The 19,331-nt window shown below is 38.3% G+C and carries 9 protein-coding genes; 3 read left to right on the forward strand and 6 right to left on the reverse strand.

The features are described from left to right. The first annotated feature begins 89 nt into the window (after positions 1–89). From rpsA to pncB, 3 genes are all read left to right on the forward strand, one after another. Positions 90–1,790 carry a 30S ribosomal protein S1 gene (rpsA, locus tag ME3_RS00650; protein WP_007476162.1) on the forward strand — a complete coding sequence of 567 codons (1,701 nt, stop codon included), beginning with the start codon at positions 90–92 and terminating at the stop codon, positions 1,788–1,790. A 214-nt stretch (positions 1,791–2,004) separates the two neighbouring features. Then, entirely contained in the window at positions 2,005–10,581 is an 8,577-nt protein-coding gene (locus tag ME3_RS00655) for a GH36-type glycosyl hydrolase domain-containing protein (RefSeq protein ID WP_007476163.1), read from the forward strand. A gap of 114 nt (positions 10,582–10,695) precedes the next feature. After that, on the forward strand, positions 10,696–12,000 hold the full coding sequence (pncB, locus tag ME3_RS00660; protein ID WP_007476165.1) for a nicotinate phosphoribosyltransferase: 1,305 nt from the start codon (positions 10,696–10,698) through the stop codon (positions 11,998–12,000). 281 nt (positions 12,001–12,281) lie between these two features. Here the strand turns inward: pncB and ME3_RS00665 are convergent, their stop codons facing one another. From ME3_RS00665 to pheT, 6 genes are all read right to left on the reverse strand, one after another. Continuing rightward, entirely contained in the window at positions 12,282–12,692 is a 411-nt protein-coding gene (locus ME3_RS00665; protein WP_039952421.1) for a YbaN family protein, read from the reverse strand. A 387-nt stretch (positions 12,693–13,079) separates the two neighbouring features. Beyond that, positions 13,080–13,991, reverse strand: coding sequence for a metal ABC transporter permease (locus ME3_RS00670; RefSeq protein ID WP_007476169.1), 912 nt, complete (start codon positions 13,989–13,991; stop codon positions 13,080–13,082). A gap of 7 nt (positions 13,992–13,998) precedes the next feature. Further along, positions 13,999–14,853: a metal ABC transporter permease gene (locus tag ME3_RS00675; RefSeq protein WP_007476170.1), complete on the reverse strand. Its 855-nt coding sequence runs from the start codon at positions 14,851–14,853 to the stop codon at positions 13,999–14,001. Beyond that, a complete protein-coding gene (locus ME3_RS00680; protein ID WP_007476172.1) occupies positions 14,850–15,680 on the reverse strand; it encodes a manganese/iron ABC transporter ATP-binding protein in 831 nt (276 codons plus the stop codon). Before ME3_RS00680 ends, ME3_RS00675 begins: the two co-directional genes overlap by 4 nt. Beyond that, the gene (locus ME3_RS00685; RefSeq protein ID WP_007476175.1) at positions 15,677–16,585 is read right to left on the reverse strand and encodes a metal ABC transporter substrate-binding protein; all 909 of its coding nucleotides are present in this window, start codon (positions 16,583–16,585) and stop codon (positions 15,677–15,679) included. Before ME3_RS00685 ends, ME3_RS00680 begins: the two co-directional genes overlap by 4 nt. 315 nt (positions 16,586–16,900) lie before the next feature. Further along, complete coding sequence (pheT, locus tag ME3_RS00690; protein ID WP_007476177.1) at positions 16,901–19,315, reverse strand: phenylalanine--tRNA ligase subunit beta; 2,415 nt, start codon at positions 19,313–19,315, stop codon at positions 16,901–16,903. Between the last annotated feature and the right edge of the window lie 16 nt (positions 19,316–19,331).

The following is a 19,331-nucleotide window of genomic DNA, read 5'->3' on the forward strand; positions in this document are numbered from 1 at the left end:
TAAAGATAAGAAATCATGGAATTACCCCATATTAACACTAACCCAGCGCTTATACCTCTTTAAATAAAGGTATATATTTAGGAGTTCTTATGTCACAATATAATCCCACAACAGCGGATTTTGAAGCTCTTTTAATGGAATCCTTTCAAACTAATGATCTTACTGAAGGATCCGTTGTGAAAGGTCGTGTCATTGCAATCGAAAAAGACATGGTCATTATCGATGCTGGCCTTAAAGTAGAAGGACGTATTCCACTTAAGGAATTTGGCACAAAAGGTAAAGACGATTCCTTGCAAGCTGGTGATGAAGTTGAAGTTTATGTTGAACGCATTGAAAATGCAATGGGTGAAGCTATTTTATCACGCGAAAAAGCACGTCGTGAAGAAAGCTGGACTCGCCTTGAAGAAAAATTCAATGCCGGTGCACGTGTAGATGGAGTTATTTTTAGCCAAGTTAAAGGTGGATTTACAGTCGACCTTGATGGTGCCATTGCTTTCTTGCCCCGCAGCCAAGTTGACATTCGTCCTATCCGTGATGTTGCACCTTTAATGCACAATCCACAATCTTTTGAAATTCTGAAAATGGATCGTCGTCGTGGTAATATTGTTGTCTCACGCCGCACTGTCTTAGAAGAAAGCCGTGCTGAACAGCGTTCAGAAATTGTTCAAAATCTTGAAGAAAATCAAATTGTTGAAGGCGTGGTTAAAAACATTACCGATTATGGTGCCTTTGTTGATCTTGGTGGAATTGATGGTCTTTTGCATGTCACCGATATGGCATGGCGGCGTATTAATCACCCATCTGAAATCCTTACAATGGGTCAAACTATTAAAGTTCAAATTATTCGTATCAATCAGGATACGCACCGTATTTCACTTGGAATGAAGCAACTTGAAAATGACCCCTGGGATAGCATCAGTGACAAATATCCAGTTGGTAAGAAAATTACAGGTGCTGTTACGAACATCACTGATTATGGTGGTTTTGTTGAAATTGAGCCAGGAATTGAAGGATTAATTCATGTCTCTGAAATGAGTTGGACGAAGAAAAATATCCATCCTGGAAAACTCCTTTCCACATCACAGGAAGTAGAAGTTGTTGTTCTTGAAATTGATGCTTCTAAACGGCGTATTTCCCTTGGTTTAAAGCAAACATGTGAAAATCCATGGGTGGCTTTTGCTAATAAATTTCCTGTAAATTCACACATTGAGGGTGAAGTTAAAAATAAGACAGAATTTGGTCTTTTTATCGGCCTTGAAGGTGATGTCGATGGGATGGTACACTTATCTGATCTTGATTGGAACCGTCCTGGTGAACAAGTCATCGAGACTTATAACAAAGGCGATATCGTTAAAGCTGTTGTTCTTGATGTTGATGTTGAAAAAGAACGGATCTCTTTAGGAATTAAGCAACTTTCCTGCGATAAAGTTGGAGAAGCAGTAGCCTCTGGTGAATTACGTAAAGGTACTATTGTGACCTGCGAGGTTTCTGGAATCAATGAAAATGGCATTGATGTGAGATTAATTGATCACAATCTTGAAACAACTATTCGCCGTTCTGATTTAGCCCGTGATCGTGATGAACAAAACCCTGAACGTTTTGCTATTGGACAAAAGGTTGATGCTTGTATCACCGCATTCGATAAAAAAACGCGGAAACTGTCAGTATCCATCAAAGCCTTGGAAATTGCAGAAGAAAAAGAAGCAGTAGCACAATATGGATCAACAGATTCTGGTGCTTCTCTTGGTGACATTCTTGGTGTGGCCTTAAAAAAACAAGAGAAAGATTGATAATTAATAACTAATACTTAAGACCGCTTATTTTCGAGCGGTCTTTTTTATCTTTCGCTGAAAATATTTTCTTGACTTTTCAACGGTCTGACAAAAAAATAAATATTTTCCAATAAAAAACTTATTTTCTTCACTAACCATTCATGACTAGGATAAAATGTTAACAATTCATTAAATAAAAAGAAATTTGCATAATTGAGTGGCAAAGAATATTATGGCACCCACACTATTTTTCATGAAGTGGTTCTCTTCTCAAAAAACAGAAATTTGTTATTTTTCTGAAACCGATTTCCCTATTCGTTCAACTGATAAATCACAAGAAGAGCTTTATAAATTAGGCTATGATATAGCTTTGGGCAAAAACAATTTTCTTCCTGAATACAAGGAAGAGAGTGATTTTCGCAAACGGTTAACTGAAAATGCTAAACTTATCCTCCATGCTTTCCGCATTAGCGATGTTGCCGCACGTAACAATGAAACTATAGCACCATCTGCTCAATGGCTTATTGATAATCATTACACCATTGACAAAACCATACAACAGTTACGCTGCAATTTTCCAAAAACTCTCACTAAGAAACTCTCCCTTGATGAACAAAAAGCAGGAATCCCACGTATTTTTGCTTTAACCTGGCTTTATATTGCCCATACAGATAGCAGTTTCTCACAAGAAACCCTTACAGCCATGGTTAATGGCTTTCAGGAAGTATGTAACCTTAAAATTGGCGAATTGTGGGCCTTGCCTTCTGTTATTCGTATGATTTTAATTGAAAATGTTCGTCGTCTTTCATTGCGTATTGAGCAAGCACAGCATATGCGTTATCTTGCCAATCAAGTAGCTAACAAAATTACCCTTGCAAAAAATGAGACTGAATTACACAATCTTTTCACTCTTTATGAAAAATTCACTGCTAATTTAACCTTTTCAACTCATTTATTTTATCGTCTGCGGGGTGCATCTGTTGATGTTACAGTGGCATTGACTTGGCTTGAAAAGCAATTACATCATCACGGCAATAATCCAGAAATTGCAACAGCTGATGAACATACCCGTCAAGCAAAAGACGGTGTGACCATGAGCAATATTATTCGTGCTCTTAAAACTATTGATGACATTGATTGGACAGCGTGGTTTGAAACCGTTAGCTATGTGGACTCTATCCTGTGTCAAAACAGTGATTTTTCTGAACTTGATTCTCATTCACGTAATACCTATCGACAAGTGATTGAAAAAATCGCACACCGTTCTCCACTCAGTGAGTTGGAAGTTACGCAAAAAGCCGTAGAGATGACGCAAACCTTTTTTGAAGATGACGCTCATCAAAATAGCCCTTCTATTGGCTGGTACCTTGTCGACAACGGGCGTTATGCCTTTGAAAAAGCTTGTGGATACACTCCATCCCTTTTCATAAGATGGATACGCGCTTACCATCGCTTAAAAGTAGGAACAATTGCAATTCCTGTTTCTATTTTAACGCTCATCCTTTTGTTTGCAACTTATACTCTATTACAGATATCTAATCTACCGTCATGGATGAACCTTATTTTTATCGCTCTGGCTCTCTTTCCTGCCATGGAAGCTTCTTTTTCCTTTTTTAATACTGTTGTTTCATGGTTTATCCCACCAAATCAGCTTATTGGTTATGAATATAAAGAGGGGATTCCTAAACACGCACGTACAATGGTTGTCGTGCCCACTTTAATTACTTCATATGACTGTATTAATGAACAAGTGCGTAATCTTGAAGTACATTATCTTTCTAACCCGCAAGGTGCTATTCATTTTGCGTTAATCACGGACTGGGCAGATTCTTTATTAGAAGAAACACAAGGTGATCTTGATTTGCTGCATTATGCGCAAGAGAGCATAGCTAAACTTAACCGCCGTTATCATCGTGATGACATTCCTTTGTTTTTTCTTCTTCATCGCCGACGTCTTTACAATGCTAGCGAAAAATGCTGGATGGGGTGGGAACGTAAACGTGGTAAGCTTCATGAGCTCAACCTTCTACTACGAGGAAATCAAAATACGAGCTTTTACACTCCAGATCCACGCCTTCCTGTAGACTGTCGTTTCGTTATGACCCTGGATTCAGATACACGTTTAACACCTGAAGGGGTTACTAAACTTGTTGGCAAGCTCAACCATCCACTCAATCATCCCGTTTTTGACCCCAAAAATGGAACAATTGTAAAAGGCTACAGTATTTTACAACCGCGTATTACACCTTCTCTTACAACAGGAAAAGAAACATCAATCTTTCAACAAATTTTTTCTACCAATCGTGGAATTGATCCTTATGTCTTTGCTGTCTCTGATACTTATCAAGACCTTTGGGGAGAAGGCACTTTTACTGGCAAAGGTCTCTATAATATCGATGCATTTGAACAAGCACTTAATGGAAAAATCAAAGAAAACACTGTTCTTAGTCATGATCTTTTGGAAGGGTGCTATGCACGTGCAGCACTCGTGAGTGATGTGGAAGTAATTGAGAATTATCCAACAGCCTATAATATTGACGTTGCCCGTCATCATCGTTGGATTCGTGGCGATTGGCAATTATTGCCTTATCTCTTTAAGCGTTGTCAAATTAATCTCATAAATCGCTGGAAGATTCAGGATAACTTACGCCGCTCTCTTACACCACTCATATGGCTAATTGCAGCAATCATAGGATGGTCTATTTTACCATTAAAGATAGCAACTATTTGGCAAATATTTTTGCTGCTCAGTCTATTTATCTCTCCAATTCTAGGTATGCTTCAAGCATTCATGTCATTTAGTCTTGATCATTCTTTGCGTGGACAGTTGCAACTAATTTTGAGCAGTATTACTTCAACGACAGCAGAAATACTTCTTAAAACTACCTTTATCGCTCATTCAGCTTATTTTGCAACCGATGCAATCATCCGCACTTTCTATCGCATGCTGATTTCAAAACAACATCTCCTTGAATGGAAAACCTCGGCTGCAACAAAATTAATCCCCAATAGTTTAAGCTTCTATATCCTCACAATGTGGCCAGCATCACTGATTGGCGCTATTGCCATAGTGCTACCTATATCCTTCTGTAGCCCGACAATCTTCATTGCTTTGCCCTTTGGATTGGTTTGGTTTTTCTCACCACTCATCGCGTGGTTTGTCAGCCAACCAGCAATATTTCAAGATATGCTTAATATATCTTCAGAAGATGAAAAAGAACTTCGGTGTATTGCACGACGTACGTGGCTTTATTACGCAACTTTTGTCAATGCGCAAAACAATTATTTGCCACCTGATAATTTCCAAGAAAATCCCGAACCCCTTGTCGCTCAGCGTACATCCCCCACTAATATTGGAGTTTATCTTCTTTCTACTATTGCCGCACGTGATTTTGGTTGGATTAGTTTTAAAGATGCTATTACACGTATCAAGCGTACATTAAGTACCCTTGAAAAAATGGAAAAATTCCGTGGTCATCTTTATAATTGGTATGAAACAGACACACTTAAACCTTTATTGCCAACTTATGTTTCAACAGTAGATTCAGGTAATCTTGCCGGTCATTTAGTGACACTCTCTTCGGCTTTAAGTGAATGGGCTGAAACACCTGACATGTTTTTACAAAGTGATCCAGCAGGTTTGCTTGATGTTAGTGATATTCTTGAAGAAACTTTAAAAGAGATTCCTGATAATCAGCATTTTTTATGCTCTCTATACCAACAGATCGAAGAACGCATTGCTCATCTTCGTCGTGTCGTCAGTACTTTCAAAGAAAAGACAGAAACTGTAACTTCACGCACTATTAATCTTCCACTTTTAGCTCGTGATATTGCACTCTTAATAGATGAACTTGATAAAAAAATTCAAACTGTAGAATCTGCTCACGCGCTGTCTTGGGCTAAATGTCTTGTGGAAACCTGTGAAGCACATCACCATGATATTACCTATGACTATGACATCGAAAAACTGCGCAAACAATTAAATACTTTAGCGACAAAAGCACGACAAATAGCTTTTGATATGAAATTTGATTTTCTAGAACAACCTGAACGACAACTCTTATCTATCGGCTATCGTGTTCAGGAAAATAAACTTGATGAAAGCTGTTATGATCTTCTAGCTTCAGAAGCACGTCTCTCAAGTCTTTTTGCCATTGCCAAAGGCGATATAAAATTCAAACATTGGTTTCATCTTGGGCGTTTACTCACCCCAATTGGTTGGAAAGGTGCTTTACTATCATGGTCGGGATCTATGTTTGAATATCTTATGCCTTCTCTGGTCATGCGTGAACCCTTAGGATCCATACTGGATCAAACCAATCGATTGATTATTCGTCATCAAATACAATATGCTCGTAAACGGGGATTGCCATGGGGTATTTCAGAAGCTGCATTTAATGCCCGTGATCATTTAATGAATTACCAATATTCCAATTTTGGAGCTCCAAGCCTTGGGCTTCAACGCGGTTTATCACGTAATGCTGTTATTGCTCCTTACGCTAGCATTTTAGCTGCGCAATATACGCCAACTCAAGCCATTATAAATTTAAAACGTTTACGTAATCTTGGTGCTCTAGGAATCTATGGATATTATGATTCTATTGATTTTACTCCTTCGCGTGTGCCAAAGGGAGAACAATATGCTATCGTGCGTAATTATTATGCGCATCATCATGGCATGTCAATTCTTGCAATTAATAATGTCATTTTTGAAGGACGAATGCGTAATCGCTTTCACCGTGATCCCGCCATTAAAGCTACACAATTATTATTACAAGAAAGAGCCCCCCGTCAAATTCCTATCATTCACGCCAAAGTTGCTAACCCAATGCGCAATGACTCTGGAGAATTTGATGACGCTCCTTTGCGCACTATCACAAACCCACTTCTCAAGCCCCGTGAGACTTTGCTCTTATCCAATGGTCGTTATTCCACAATGCTAACAGCTAATGGTTCCGGCTATAGCCGTTGGCATGATTATGCTATCACGCACTTTACCCCTGATGCATCAGAAGATCAACAAGGTACTTTGTTTTTCCTACGTGATACACAAAATGGACGCTGGTGGTCTGCCACCGGTGAGCCAACACGCATTATCGAAGAAGAATCAGCCACCATCTTTACAGATGAAAAAGCTGAATATACAAAAATGGTTGATGGTATAAAATCAACGCTCGAATGTCTTGTGGCATCAGAAGGTGATGGTGAAGGCAGACGCCTTCAACTTATGAATACAACCAACAAAGATCGCTTTATTGAAGTGACATCTTATGGTGAACTAGCACTAGCAAGCATGGATACTGTTTGTGCTCATCCTGTTTTTTCACACATGTTTGTAGAAACAGAAATTGCTGATTCAGGTGGAACGATTTTTGCTAAAAGGCGAAAACGCACCCCTAGTGACGTGGATATTCATATTGCCCATTTTGTCACTGACTCATCTGGAACTATCCCAAAGTCAGAAGCTGAAACTAACCGTTATATTTTTATTGGTCGTGGTCGATCTATTCATCGTCCAGCTGCATTTGATCAAAATGCCCAATTTAATAACAGTCAGGGCTGTGTTCTTGACCCGATTATCTCAATCCGCTGCTACTTAAAAATTCCAGCACATGAAAAAAGAGAACTTATTTTTTGGACATTTGCTGCTCATTCAAAAGAAATACTGCAAAATCATATTGAACGTTATCGCCAACCTAATATGTTTCAACGGGAATTTTCTATAACATGGACACGCTCGCAAGTTTCATTATTTCAAAACAATATCCGTCCCAGAGAAGCTATTGCTTATCAAAAATATGCAACACCACTTATATACCCCGACAAAACATGGCGTCTTCCTTCTAAAACGCTTGCTAATACTCTTGGAAAACAATCTGATCTTTGGCCAATGTCTATCTCAGGAGATTATCCTATCTGTCTTCTCAGAATTGATAGTGAAACGAATATAACTGTACTACATGACCTGCTTAAAGCACATGAATATTGGCGTATGCGAGGGTTAATTGTTGATATGGTTGTTTTGAATGAACAGGCATTTTCTTACATACAAGACACTCAACGCACTATTGAATGGACATGTGAATCCTATCGTCGTCATACCAACGAAATGAATGGAAATAAACACATTTTTACCCTTCAACGTAATCAAATGAATGAGCAAAGTTTCAAGACACTTCTTGCATCAGCTCGCATCATACTTCATGCCCAGAATGGGTCTTTATCTGAACAGCTTAAATGTACAGAAAATATTGATCCCGATCTGATCACTCGCAATAGTAGGCAAAATGTTAATCACAGCAAACATGACAAAAAAAGACAAGTAGAAACGCAAAATGAACAAAATTCATCTACTTCTATTGGTCTAGCTCAACAAAAACAATCATCTCCTCTTATCAATGGAAAAGACCTGCGTTATTGGAATGGTTATGGGGGGTTTAATCAACATAATCATTATGTGGTGCATCTTAATGGGCATACCACTACACCACAGCCATGGATTAATGTAGTTGCTAATCACAATTTTGGCTTTCACGTATCAGCTGAAGGTGCAATCTTCACCTGGGCTAACAATAGTCGTGATTATCACTTAACCCCTTGGACCAACGACCCTGTTTCCAATCGCCCAGGAGAAGCACTGTATCTTGTTGATCGTCTTTCTTTAAAACGTTTTTCTCCAGTTTCTGCTGTCGAATGTGACGACAATGTTGTTTACGAAGCTTGCCATGGTTTTGGATTTTCAACCTTTAAATCCACACATTCCGATATTGCATTAGAACTTACCCATATGCTCGATCGAGAAAGGCCTGTTCGTTTTTCACGCCTTATTATTAAAAATGAAAGCAAAAAACCACGCAGCTTACGTCTTTATAATTACGTTGAGTGGGTTTTGGGTAACGCACGTACAAAATACACTCCCTTTATCATTCCCTCTTACGATTCCAAACGTGGCACACATTTTATTCAAAATCCCTATCATATCGAAAGATCTCAACAGGTCACTTTTTTATCAGCATCCGAAATACCAACCAGTGTTACGACTGATCGCACTGAGTTTATTGGTTCAACAGGAACAGTCAAACACCCTCATGCCATTTACAAAGCTGAAGAACTTTCAAATACAGTAGAAGCAGGCCGTGATCCTTGTTCAGCATCAGCCTATGATATTTATCTATTACCGGGCCAAACAAAAGAGATCATCTTTTATCTTGGTAGTGCTGAAAATAGACAAGAAGCTGAAAAATTGCTGGATCAAGTGTGCATAGATGATTTTCAAGTTATTCTTGCACAACAAAAACAGCAATGGAATGATTTTGTTTCTCCTTTGCAAGTTAAAACGCCTGATCCTTCTTTTGACATTATGGTCAATCATTGGCTTCCTTACCAAATCTATGCATGCCGTATGATAGCACGTGCAGCTTTTTACCAAGCCAGTGGTGCATTTGGCTTTCGCGATCAGTTACAAGATAGTTTATCTTTGTTACTGCTTAAACCACAATTAGCACGCGAACAATTATTAAACGCTGCAGCCCGTCAATTTGTTGAAGGTGATGTACAACATTGGTGGTTTCCTGATACTAACGCTGGTGTTCGCACACTCATTTCTGATGACATAGTTTGGCTTGCTTATGGAACAGCCCTTTATGTCAATACTACTGGTGAATACACATTTCTTGATACTCCTATTCCTTTTATTGAAGGAGCTCCTCTCAAAACAGGACAACATAATGCTTATTTTCATCCCACACAATCACCAAAAATTGCAACACTTTATGAACATTGTACCCTAGCTTTAGATCTTACTATCAAACGTTGCGGTCCGCACGGTCTCCCACTTATTTTAGGTGGTGATTGGAATGATGGCATGAATTTGGTGGGTGTGGAAGGAAAAGGCGAAAGCATTTGGTTGGGCTGGTTTCTTGGTACCACATTACAAGCATTCATTCCCATTGCTAAAAACCGCAGTGACGATAACCACGTTAAAGCATGGAGCACACACCTTAAACGTTTAACAAAAGCTCTGGAAAAAAATGGTTGGGATGGTGCTTGGTATCGACGTGGTTATTTTGACAATGCAACCCCTCTTGGTGCTCAAACAAATGTTGAATGTCAAATTGACTCTATTGCTCAATCCTGGGCTGTAATTTCTAAAATGGCATCTTCCAACCGTCAAAAACAAGCAATGATGTCAATGCTTCATCACTTATGTGATGAAAAAGGTGGACTTATTCGTCTTTTTTGGCCGCCTTTCAACAAAAGCACTCTCGAACCTGGCTATATTAAAGGGTATCCACCGGGAATTCGAGAAAATGGTGGCCAATATACCCATGGTGCTATTTGGAGTATTATAGCGCTTGCACAAATAGGTGAAATAGACAAAGCATATAACTTATTTTCCATGATAAACCCTATCACTCATGGTCAAAATCCTGAAATTTACCGTGTTGAACCTTATGTCATGGCCGCAGATATCTATGCTGTTGAACCACACCGAGGACAAGGTGGTTGGACATGGTACACAGGTTCAGCAGGTTGGTTTTATCGTGCAGCGACAGAAACTATTCTTGGAATTCACATCCAAGCCAATCAGTTATTTTTACGCCCACATTTACCCTCCTGTTGGCCTGAATACGAAGTAAAAATGAAATTTTATGAAGCCGTTTATATTATTAAAGTTAAATGGGCTTCAAAAGATACTCTCAGTATTAACAGCACGGAATATACCAACATTGATGCAGGTATAGAATTACAAAAAACAGGTGTTCATGAGATCATACGTACTCTTAAATCCCCAACTCCAAAAAAATGAAAAGCTTTTTTATACTGTTCACAGTTATAAAGTTGTTATAGTTTTTATATTTTTTATGATGATTATATTGATACGCAACAATTTTAGATTTCACTCAGCTGAAAGAACAGGGGCATGAATCATACAGATATTGCTAGACGCGTTTATAACCACACATGGAAACTCGATCCCATTATTCGCTCGCTTCTCGATACGGATTTTTATAAGCTTCTTATGGTGCAAATGATTTGGGGACTTTATCCAAATGTTCATGTCACCTTCTCACTTATAAACCGCAGTAAAACAATTTGTCTTGCCAATGATATTGATGAAGGTGAGCTACGTGCTCAGCTTGATCATGCCCTCAGTTTACGCTTTACCAAAAAAGAAATAATCTGGCTCGCTGGTAATACATTTTATGGACGCAAACAAATTTTCAAACCGGATTTTCTTCATTGGCTTGAAAAATTTCAACTACCCGAATACGAATTAACCCACAAAGACGGTCAATATATTCTACGTTTCCATGGTCCATGGGCTTATAGCTCTATGTGGGAAATCCCTGCCCTTTCTATTATTAGTGAATTACGTTCACGCGCTGCGATGAAAAACCTCGGTCGTTTTGCACTCGATGTCCTTTATGCCCGTGCTAAAGCAAAAATGTGGAGTAAAATTGAACGCCTGAAACAATTGCCTGATCTTAACATCGCTGACTTTGGCACTAGACGTCGCCATTCTTTTTTATGGCAACGTTGGTGTGTTGAAGCTTTAAAAGAAGGAATTGGCAATTCTTTGGTGGGATCTTCCAATATCTTTCTAGCAATGGATACAGACTTAGAAGCTCTCGGAACAAACGCGCATGAACTACCTATGGTTATCGCAGCCCTTGCTAATAATGACAACGACTTGCACCAAGCGTCTTATCAAGTTCTGCAAAATTGGAACCGCTATTATGGTGGAAATCTTTTGATTGTTTTGCCTGATGCTTTTGGAACAGAAGCATTTTTACGCAATGCACCAGACTGGGTAGCAGACTGGACAGGATTTAGAATTGACAGTGCTCTACCCATTGAAGGAGGTGAACGCATTATAAAATGGTGGCAAGAAAAAGGAAAAAATCCACGAGAAAAATTATTGATTTTTTCCGATGCGCTAGATGTAGATACAATTGAAAAAACCTATCATCACTTTCATGGTAAAGTACGCATGAGTTTTGGGTGGGGAACCAATCTCACCAATGATTTTGAAAATTGTGCGCCCCAAAACATCGCAAATCTTGAAGCTGCTTCCCTTGTTTGCAAAGCTACTCATGCTAATGGCCGACCAACTGTAAAACTTTCAGATAATCTTGAAAAAGCCATTGGAGATCCACAAGAAATACAACGTTATTTGAATTTTTTTAATCCTGAACTATCCACTACCAAACCCATCAAGATTTAATCATTAACTGATTAGACAAAAAAGAAACCAACTATGAAATAAATCATCGCCCAATAAAGCATTCCACGCACAATTTTATTGATGATAAATTGTTCACGAAGCGTATACTTCATCTAGGGAACATGCCCTGTACTTACTTTAGAAAATCTGACAGCTGATGTACATATTGATATATCGATAGATGAAAACTTTATCTTAAATGTTTTTTAGTCAGAAAACTTTCTGCAAATAGTCTCAATAAAACAAGAAAAATGTAAGACAGGCTTAATTAACAAAATTTTTTATTTTGATAATGATGATGAGGTAGATGAGGATGGGCGTGTCACAATATAAATAGCAATCATCAACAAAAGAATTGCAGCGGAGAAAGCAAACCATAAAGCAGGGTGTACAATTATTAAAAATGATAAAAAACCACCGATCATACTTACCACAGCAAAAATTTTAACAAAAGGTGAGATGATTCTCTTTTCTTGCCATTGCCTAATGGGAAGACCAAAAATTCGATGATTATGCAACCAATAATGAAACCGTGGTGATGAACGGGCAAAACACCATGAAGCAACTAATAAAAAAGGTACGGTTGGCATAATAGGTAAAACCACACCGATCAGACCTAATACAATCATCACCCAACCCAATATAGAATAGAAAACTCGTAACGGGCGAGATATCTTAAAATCTTTTTCTATCATTTACTGCTGTTTCTTCTCTCATTCAGATATCATGATGTAAAATTTTGCCTTCTATATATTTAGCACATAATCTTGCTGAACACTCTCCATCAACAAGCACATTTTCAACAATGACCATTGCCTAAAATGTAGGACAGTTTATGCAATATGATGATCATTTAAAAGTTCTCAAGAAATGAAAATAAGTTTTTAGGACATTTAAAAATAAAAAGGCTGCACGACAAATCAATGCAGCCTCTTAATTACGAATGCAGTGTTGGGAGGAGAAAATACTGCATCCATCGGCTAGACATTAGGAGGAAAATAACCTAGCACCCTCCCATTTAATAAAAAGAAAAATTTAAAACAACATACAAAAACGCATGGCTGCTATGCAAAGATCTATTATATTTGTGTTTCCCGAGTTGTAGCCTGTTGAACAAAAATCCATATAAAAACAACAGTAAAAATTAGTGTCAAAATCAATACAATCGTAGAAGCAGAATCAGAACCAATAAATAAGCTTAGATAAATTCCTAAAAAACTAGAAAAAACAGCAACTAATACAGCAATCAAAAGCATAGAAAAAAACCGCTTAGTAATAAGATAAGCAATTGCTCCTGGTGCAATCAACAAAGAAATAACTAAAATAATCCCAACTGCTTTCAAAGCCGCAACAATCGTGAGAGAAATCATTGTTAACAGAGCATAATGGAGCACTGATATCTGTAATCCTATTGCACGCCCTTGAATCGAATCAAAAATATACAGCATAAAATCACGCCATTTTGTTCCTAAAATTAAAGTGACGATAATGGAAATTATTGCTGTCTGCGTAATATCAAGCCAATTAACGCCCAAAAGATTACCGAATAAGATGTGATTTAAATCCAAATTACTATAAATTGCCGTTGCCAGAACAAGCCCCAAACCAAACATAGACGAAAAAACAACACCCATAACCGTATCTTGTTTTATACGGCTATTGCTCCCTAAAAAACCTGTTATGATGGCACAAGTCATACCAGCAATGAAAGCACCAAAAACAATTAAAATCATTGTAACATTGGCTGGATGTAAATGATGAAACCAAGAAAATGGCAAAGAAGCTAAAAATGTTATCACCCACGATGTTGTCATATAACCAATAACCACACCAGGAAAAACTGCGTGAGAAATCGCATCTCCTAAAAGCGCCCACCCTTTTAAAATAAGGAAACAAGAAAGCATAGCCATCGGAATGGAAAGAATAACGGTAATAGTCATACCCTTAACCATAAAAGAAAGCTGAAAAGGGAGCAGTAATTGATCTATCATGTTGTTATCACATTTTTTTTGCCACTCTCACGCGCAAACGGGCAGCGAGAAAACCATATTTTGGAGAAAAAATAAAAGCTATAATAAACAGAAACGCCTGGAAAAGCACAACAACACCACCGGTATGCGCATTTAAAAAATAACTTACATAAACACCCAGTGCACTTGTAAATGTTCCAATCACTACTGCAATTATCAAAAGATTCACAAAGCGATCACTTAAAAGATAAGCTGTAGCCCCTGGTGTTACCACAAGACAAATAACCAAAAAAGCTCCCACTGTTTGCATAGCAGCAACAGTACAAGCGGCAAGAAGCGTAAAAAAGAGAATTTTCAATAGCTTTACATTCAATCCAAGAGCACGTGCATGACTTTCATCAAATAGAGAAACTAATAAATCTTTCCACTTCGCACATAATATCAACAGAGAGAAAACACTAATACAAACTAACTGCATAATATCTGATGAACTAATTGCCAAAACATTTCCAAGAACAATCGTATCAATGTTAACAGCCATTGGTTTTAATGACTTGAGAAACAATCCAAGAGCAAAAAAGGAAGAAAAAGTTAAACCAATAATTGCATCTTCTTTCAGTTTTGTTCGATGGTTAAGGAATAACATCGCAGCAGCAGCAGCCCCACCAGAAAAAAAAGCCCCAAGCGAAAAAGGCAACCCTAAAAGATAAGCCCCAGCAACCCCAGGTACAATCGAATGAGAAAGTGCATCACCAATTAACGACCAGCCTTTTAACATTAGAAAAGCTGAAAGAAATGCACAAACACACCCAACTAACCCCGAGACCCACATTGCATTGACCATATATTGATAGTTGAATGGCTCAAGTAACCAAGATATCATGAAACGTGCTTCCTCTCTTGATCGTAGTCAAAAAATAAAGGCTCTTCACTATCTGCACAAATATTATCTTTTTTTCCACCTTGGAAATCAATATTATAGCGGTGTAACGCACCACCAAAAGTTCGTTCAAGATTTTTCTGCGTGAAAACCATTTGTGTCAATCCAGAAGCTAAAACAGTTCCTTTTATTAAAACTGTACGATCACAAAATTCAAAAACAGAACTTAAATTGTGGGTAGAAACTAATATTATCGCACCTTCTTTACGAAGGTCTTGCAACAAAGCAATAATTTTATCTTCCGTTTTAATATCGACCCCCGTAAATGGCTCATCTAATAAAATAGCTTTTGCCTCCTGTGCTAAAGCACGTGCTAGAAAGACACGCTTTTTTTGTCCACCAGAAAGCTCCCCAATTTGGCGCTTAGCAAACGCCAACATATCAACACGCTCTAAAGCAGAATGAACAGCCTCGCGATCTTGCGCACGCGCATAGCGAAAAAAATTCATATGGCCGTACCGTCCCATTAATACAACGTCTTCAACAAGAACAGGAAAATCCCAATCAACATCTTCACTCTGAGGCACATAAGCAATGAGATTTTGTTTCAAAGCCTTCTTAACCGGCAAGCCTAAAATGCGAATTCTCCCCTTTGAAGGCTGCACAAATCCCATAATGGCTTTAAATAACGTTGATTTTCCTGATCCGTTAACCCCAATCAATGCGGCAATCGAACCAATTGGATTCTCAAAACTTACCTCGCGCAAAGCCATATGCCCATTGCGATAAATCACCGTTACATCTTGAACAGATATTCCAGATTCAATCATTGACCTTTCACCCCATCAGATAACCCCCGGGCAATACGCGCACTCGTAACACGTAACAAATCAATATAGGTTGGAACCTCCCCGCTTTTTTCACTGAGTGAGTCAACATAAAGAACACCACCATATCGAGCACCTGTTTCTCTTGCAACTTGTTTGGCAGGTGCATCAGAAATGGTGCTTTCAGAAAAAATGACTTGAATATGATATTTGCGAACCATATCAATAACATGCTTAACTTGTTGCGGTGTTCCTTGTTGGTCAGCATTTATTGGCCATAAATAAAGCTCTTTTAGACCAAAATCACGAGCCAAATAGCTAAACGCCCCTTCACTGGTTACAAGCCAACGCTTATCTTCTGGCAACGTTTCTAATTCAGCTTTGATTGGATCAAGACTTAAACGAATCTTCTGCTTATAGATTTCAGCATTTTCTTTATAAATGTTAGCATGCTCAGGATCATACTTTACAAAGGCATCACGAATATTATCAATGTAAATCAAAGCCAAAGTCGGTGACATCCACGCATGAGGATTCGGTTTACCGCTAAAAGGCCCCTCGCCAATTGCGATGGGTACAACACCTTCTGAAACAACAACACTTGGAACATCTTTAATATTTTGAAAAAATTTTTCAAACCACAGCTCTAATTCTAACCCATTCCACAATATAAGATTGGCACCTTGCGCACGCATAAGATCGCGCGGTGTAGGCTGATATTCGTGAATTTCAGCACCTGGTTTAGTAATGGATTCAACATCAGCAACATCACCTGCTACATTACGTGCCATATCAGCAATAATAGTGAACGTTGTAACAGCTTTAAACTTGTTAGCACTCAAAGCTAAGTTAGGAGTTAAAAAGATTAAACCTAAAAAAAATGCAGTAAAAAACGTTTTTACTTTCATCGATCTACTTTCTATTGCAAATGATTTGCATTATCAATTAACAGTTAATTTTTACCTTTGCAACGAGAAATTATCCAAAATAACAATTTTTTTCTGTTATTTTCAGTTATTTAAAAAATTTTTTTACACCGAAAACTGTTTATAATTTCAATTAATAGTCTACCGATATAAAAATCAATTTCGAAAAATTCCCTGGCCTTTTAATTTAAGGCCCATATTTACCACTCTAGTACTCAACAAAAAATACCCAAAAGGCACTTATGTATAAAATAATTCATACAAAAGAATAGTAACCAACTGTGCAAAACATAAAGCTCAGCAACGCAAACATGCACCTGTCGCTTTAGTAACATTTTCCACCACTTTCAAAGCAAGTTCTCCAAGATCTTCGTCTGTTAAGGTTCGCTCAACAGGTTGAATAGCAACTTCAATCGCTACAGACTTTTTATCCTCACCAAGACTTGGATCTTCAAAAAGATCAAAAATCTGTACTGAATGAATAAGTTTTTTATCCGCCCCACGTGCAGCATTAACAATCAGAGAAGATGCTATTGCTTTATCAACCACAAATGCAAAATCGCGTCGTACCATTTGAAAAGGTAACAACTTTAAAGGAGAACGGATTTTTGTTGCCTTTTTCTTTGGTTCCGGAATTTGGTCAAGAAAAACTTCAAAACCGCATAAAGGACCACTAACATCTAATTTTTCTAATGTATCAGGATGAAAAACACCAAAGAAACCAAGAATAACCTTTGGTCCAAGCTTAATAACACCTGAACGACCAGGATGATACCAATCAGGTGTTTCAATTCCAATTTGTACTTTACTAATATCTACACCACACGCCTCCAAAACAGCCAATGCATCCGCTTTGGCATCAAAAACATCAACTGCTTTTGCATTTCCGCTCCAAAAACGTCCAGACCCTTCAAATTTTTCTGTACCACGACGAATACCACCAGCAACACACTGTTGTTCATCAGGTGCATCGCCTTTATAAATACTTGAAACTTCAAACAAAGCAAAATCCGGGAAACCACGATCAACATTTCGCTGTGCAGCAATAAGCAAACCAGGCAAAAGAGAAGGGCGCATTACCGACATATCAATTGCAATAGGGTTTACCAACTTAAGCTGCGCTTGACCTCCTCCAAAAGTCAGCGCCTGATTTTCAGAAATAAATGACCAAGACACAGCTTCCACCATACCTCTACACGCTAAAGCCCGACGAGCAACACGTGAAACAATTTGTGGAAACGTTAGAATTTTATTATTCCCCTTAGCAAAATTTTCTAACGGTATAGGTTCAATTTTATCCAACCCATAAATTCGTATCACTTCTTCTACTAAATCAGCTTTACCCATAACATCAAAGCGCCATGTTGGTACTTCAACTGTAACCACATCTCCTTCTCCTTTAATGCCAAATCCAAGCTGTTTTAAAATAGCAATGGCTTTTCCACGTTCTATTTCTAAATTAGTCAAACGTTTAATTTCAGAAAATGGAAAACTGATCTGTTTAACTTCTGGCTTCTGATAGCCAACAACTTGCGCTTTTGATACCTCACCATCACAAAGATTCAACACCAATTGTGTTGCAATCTCAAGCCCCGACTCCATAAAAGCAGGATCAACACCCCGTTCAAACCGATAACGCGCATCACTAATAAGGCCTAATGTGCGACCGGTCTGTGCAATACTGCGTGAATCCCAAAGAGCTGATTCAATAATGACACGGCGTGTCATTTCATCACAGCTTGTTCTGACACCACCCATAATGCCAGCAATAGCAACAACCCCTTCTTCATCTGCAATGACACAATCCTTGGTACTCAAGTTATAAATTTTACCATTCAGAGCTTGCAGCTGTTCACCTTCACAACCACAACGCACTCTTAAAACCCCTTTAACTTTATCGGCATCAAAAACATGAAGTGGACGACCAAGATCAAAACTTATATAGTTTGTTATATCAACCAACGCATTAATTGGTCTTAAACCGATTGCATTTAAACGTCGTTGCATCCATTGTGGTGACGTATTATTTTGCACATTACGCACTTCGCGCCAAGAAAAACCTAAACATAATGATGTACTTTGCAAAAAATCTAAAGTAACTTGAACTGACGTTTCAAAAGAGGAACCAAATTGTGGTATTGATAATTCTTTTAATCGCCCAATGCCGGTTGCAGCTAAATCACGAGCAATTCCACGAACACCTGTACAATCAGAACGATTAGGCGTCAGCCCAACATCAATCACAGGATCATTCAGACCTGCATAATCTGCATATGATACTCCAAGAGGAACATCTTCTGGCAATTCAATAATCCCATCATGCTCACCAAACAACTTAAGCTCTGCTGAGGAACACATCATACCAAAACTATCAACACCACGGATTTTTTCCACAGATAACGTTATATCAAGCCCTGGCACATAGGTGCCTGGCAATGCAAGAACACTAACAAGCCCAACACGTGCATTTGGTGCCCCACACACAACTTGCACAGGCGCACTGGATCCTGTATCTACTGATAAAATTTGTAATTTATCCGCATCAGGATGTTTTACAGCTGTTAAAACCTTTGCATTCACAAAGCCTGCTAAAGAAGCATAATCTTCAACATGATCAACCTCAAGGCCAATAGCTGTTAATTTATTACAAATTTCATCTAAAGATGCATCTGTTTCTAAGTGATCCTTCAACCAAGACAATGTAAATTTCATCTTAAAACCTCACATG

It is taken from the genome of Bartonella melophagi K-2C (assembly GCF_000278255.1).
Taxonomy (GTDB): domain Bacteria; phylum Pseudomonadota; class Alphaproteobacteria; order Rhizobiales; family Rhizobiaceae; genus Bartonella; species Bartonella melophagi.

Excerpts from the sequence above, each read along its gene's own strand:
- rpsA (WP_007476162.1), top strand. The coding sequence starts at position 90 with ATGTCACAATATAATCCCACAACAGCGGATTTTGAAGCTCTTTTAATG.
- ME3_RS00655 (WP_007476163.1), top strand. The coding sequence starts at position 2,005 with ATGGCACCCACACTATTTTTCATGAAGTGGTTCTCTTCTCAAAAAACA.
- pncB (WP_007476165.1), top strand. The coding sequence starts at position 10,696 with ATGAATCATACAGATATTGCTAGACGCGTTTATAACCACACATGGAAA.
- ME3_RS00670 (WP_007476169.1), bottom strand. The coding sequence starts at position 13,991 with ATGATAGATCAATTACTGCTCCCTTTTCAGCTTTCTTTTATGGTTAAG.
- ME3_RS00675 (WP_007476170.1), bottom strand. The coding sequence starts at position 14,853 with ATGATATCTTGGTTACTTGAGCCATTCAACTATCAATATATGGTCAAT.
- ME3_RS00680 (WP_007476172.1), bottom strand. The coding sequence starts at position 15,680 with ATGATTGAATCTGGAATATCTGTTCAAGATGTAACGGTGATTTATCGC.
- ME3_RS00685 (WP_007476175.1), bottom strand. The coding sequence starts at position 16,585 with ATGAAAGTAAAAACGTTTTTTACTGCATTTTTTTTAGGTTTAATCTTT.
- pheT (WP_007476177.1), bottom strand. The coding sequence starts at position 19,315 with ATGAAATTTACATTGTCTTGGTTGAAGGATCACTTAGAAACAGATGCA.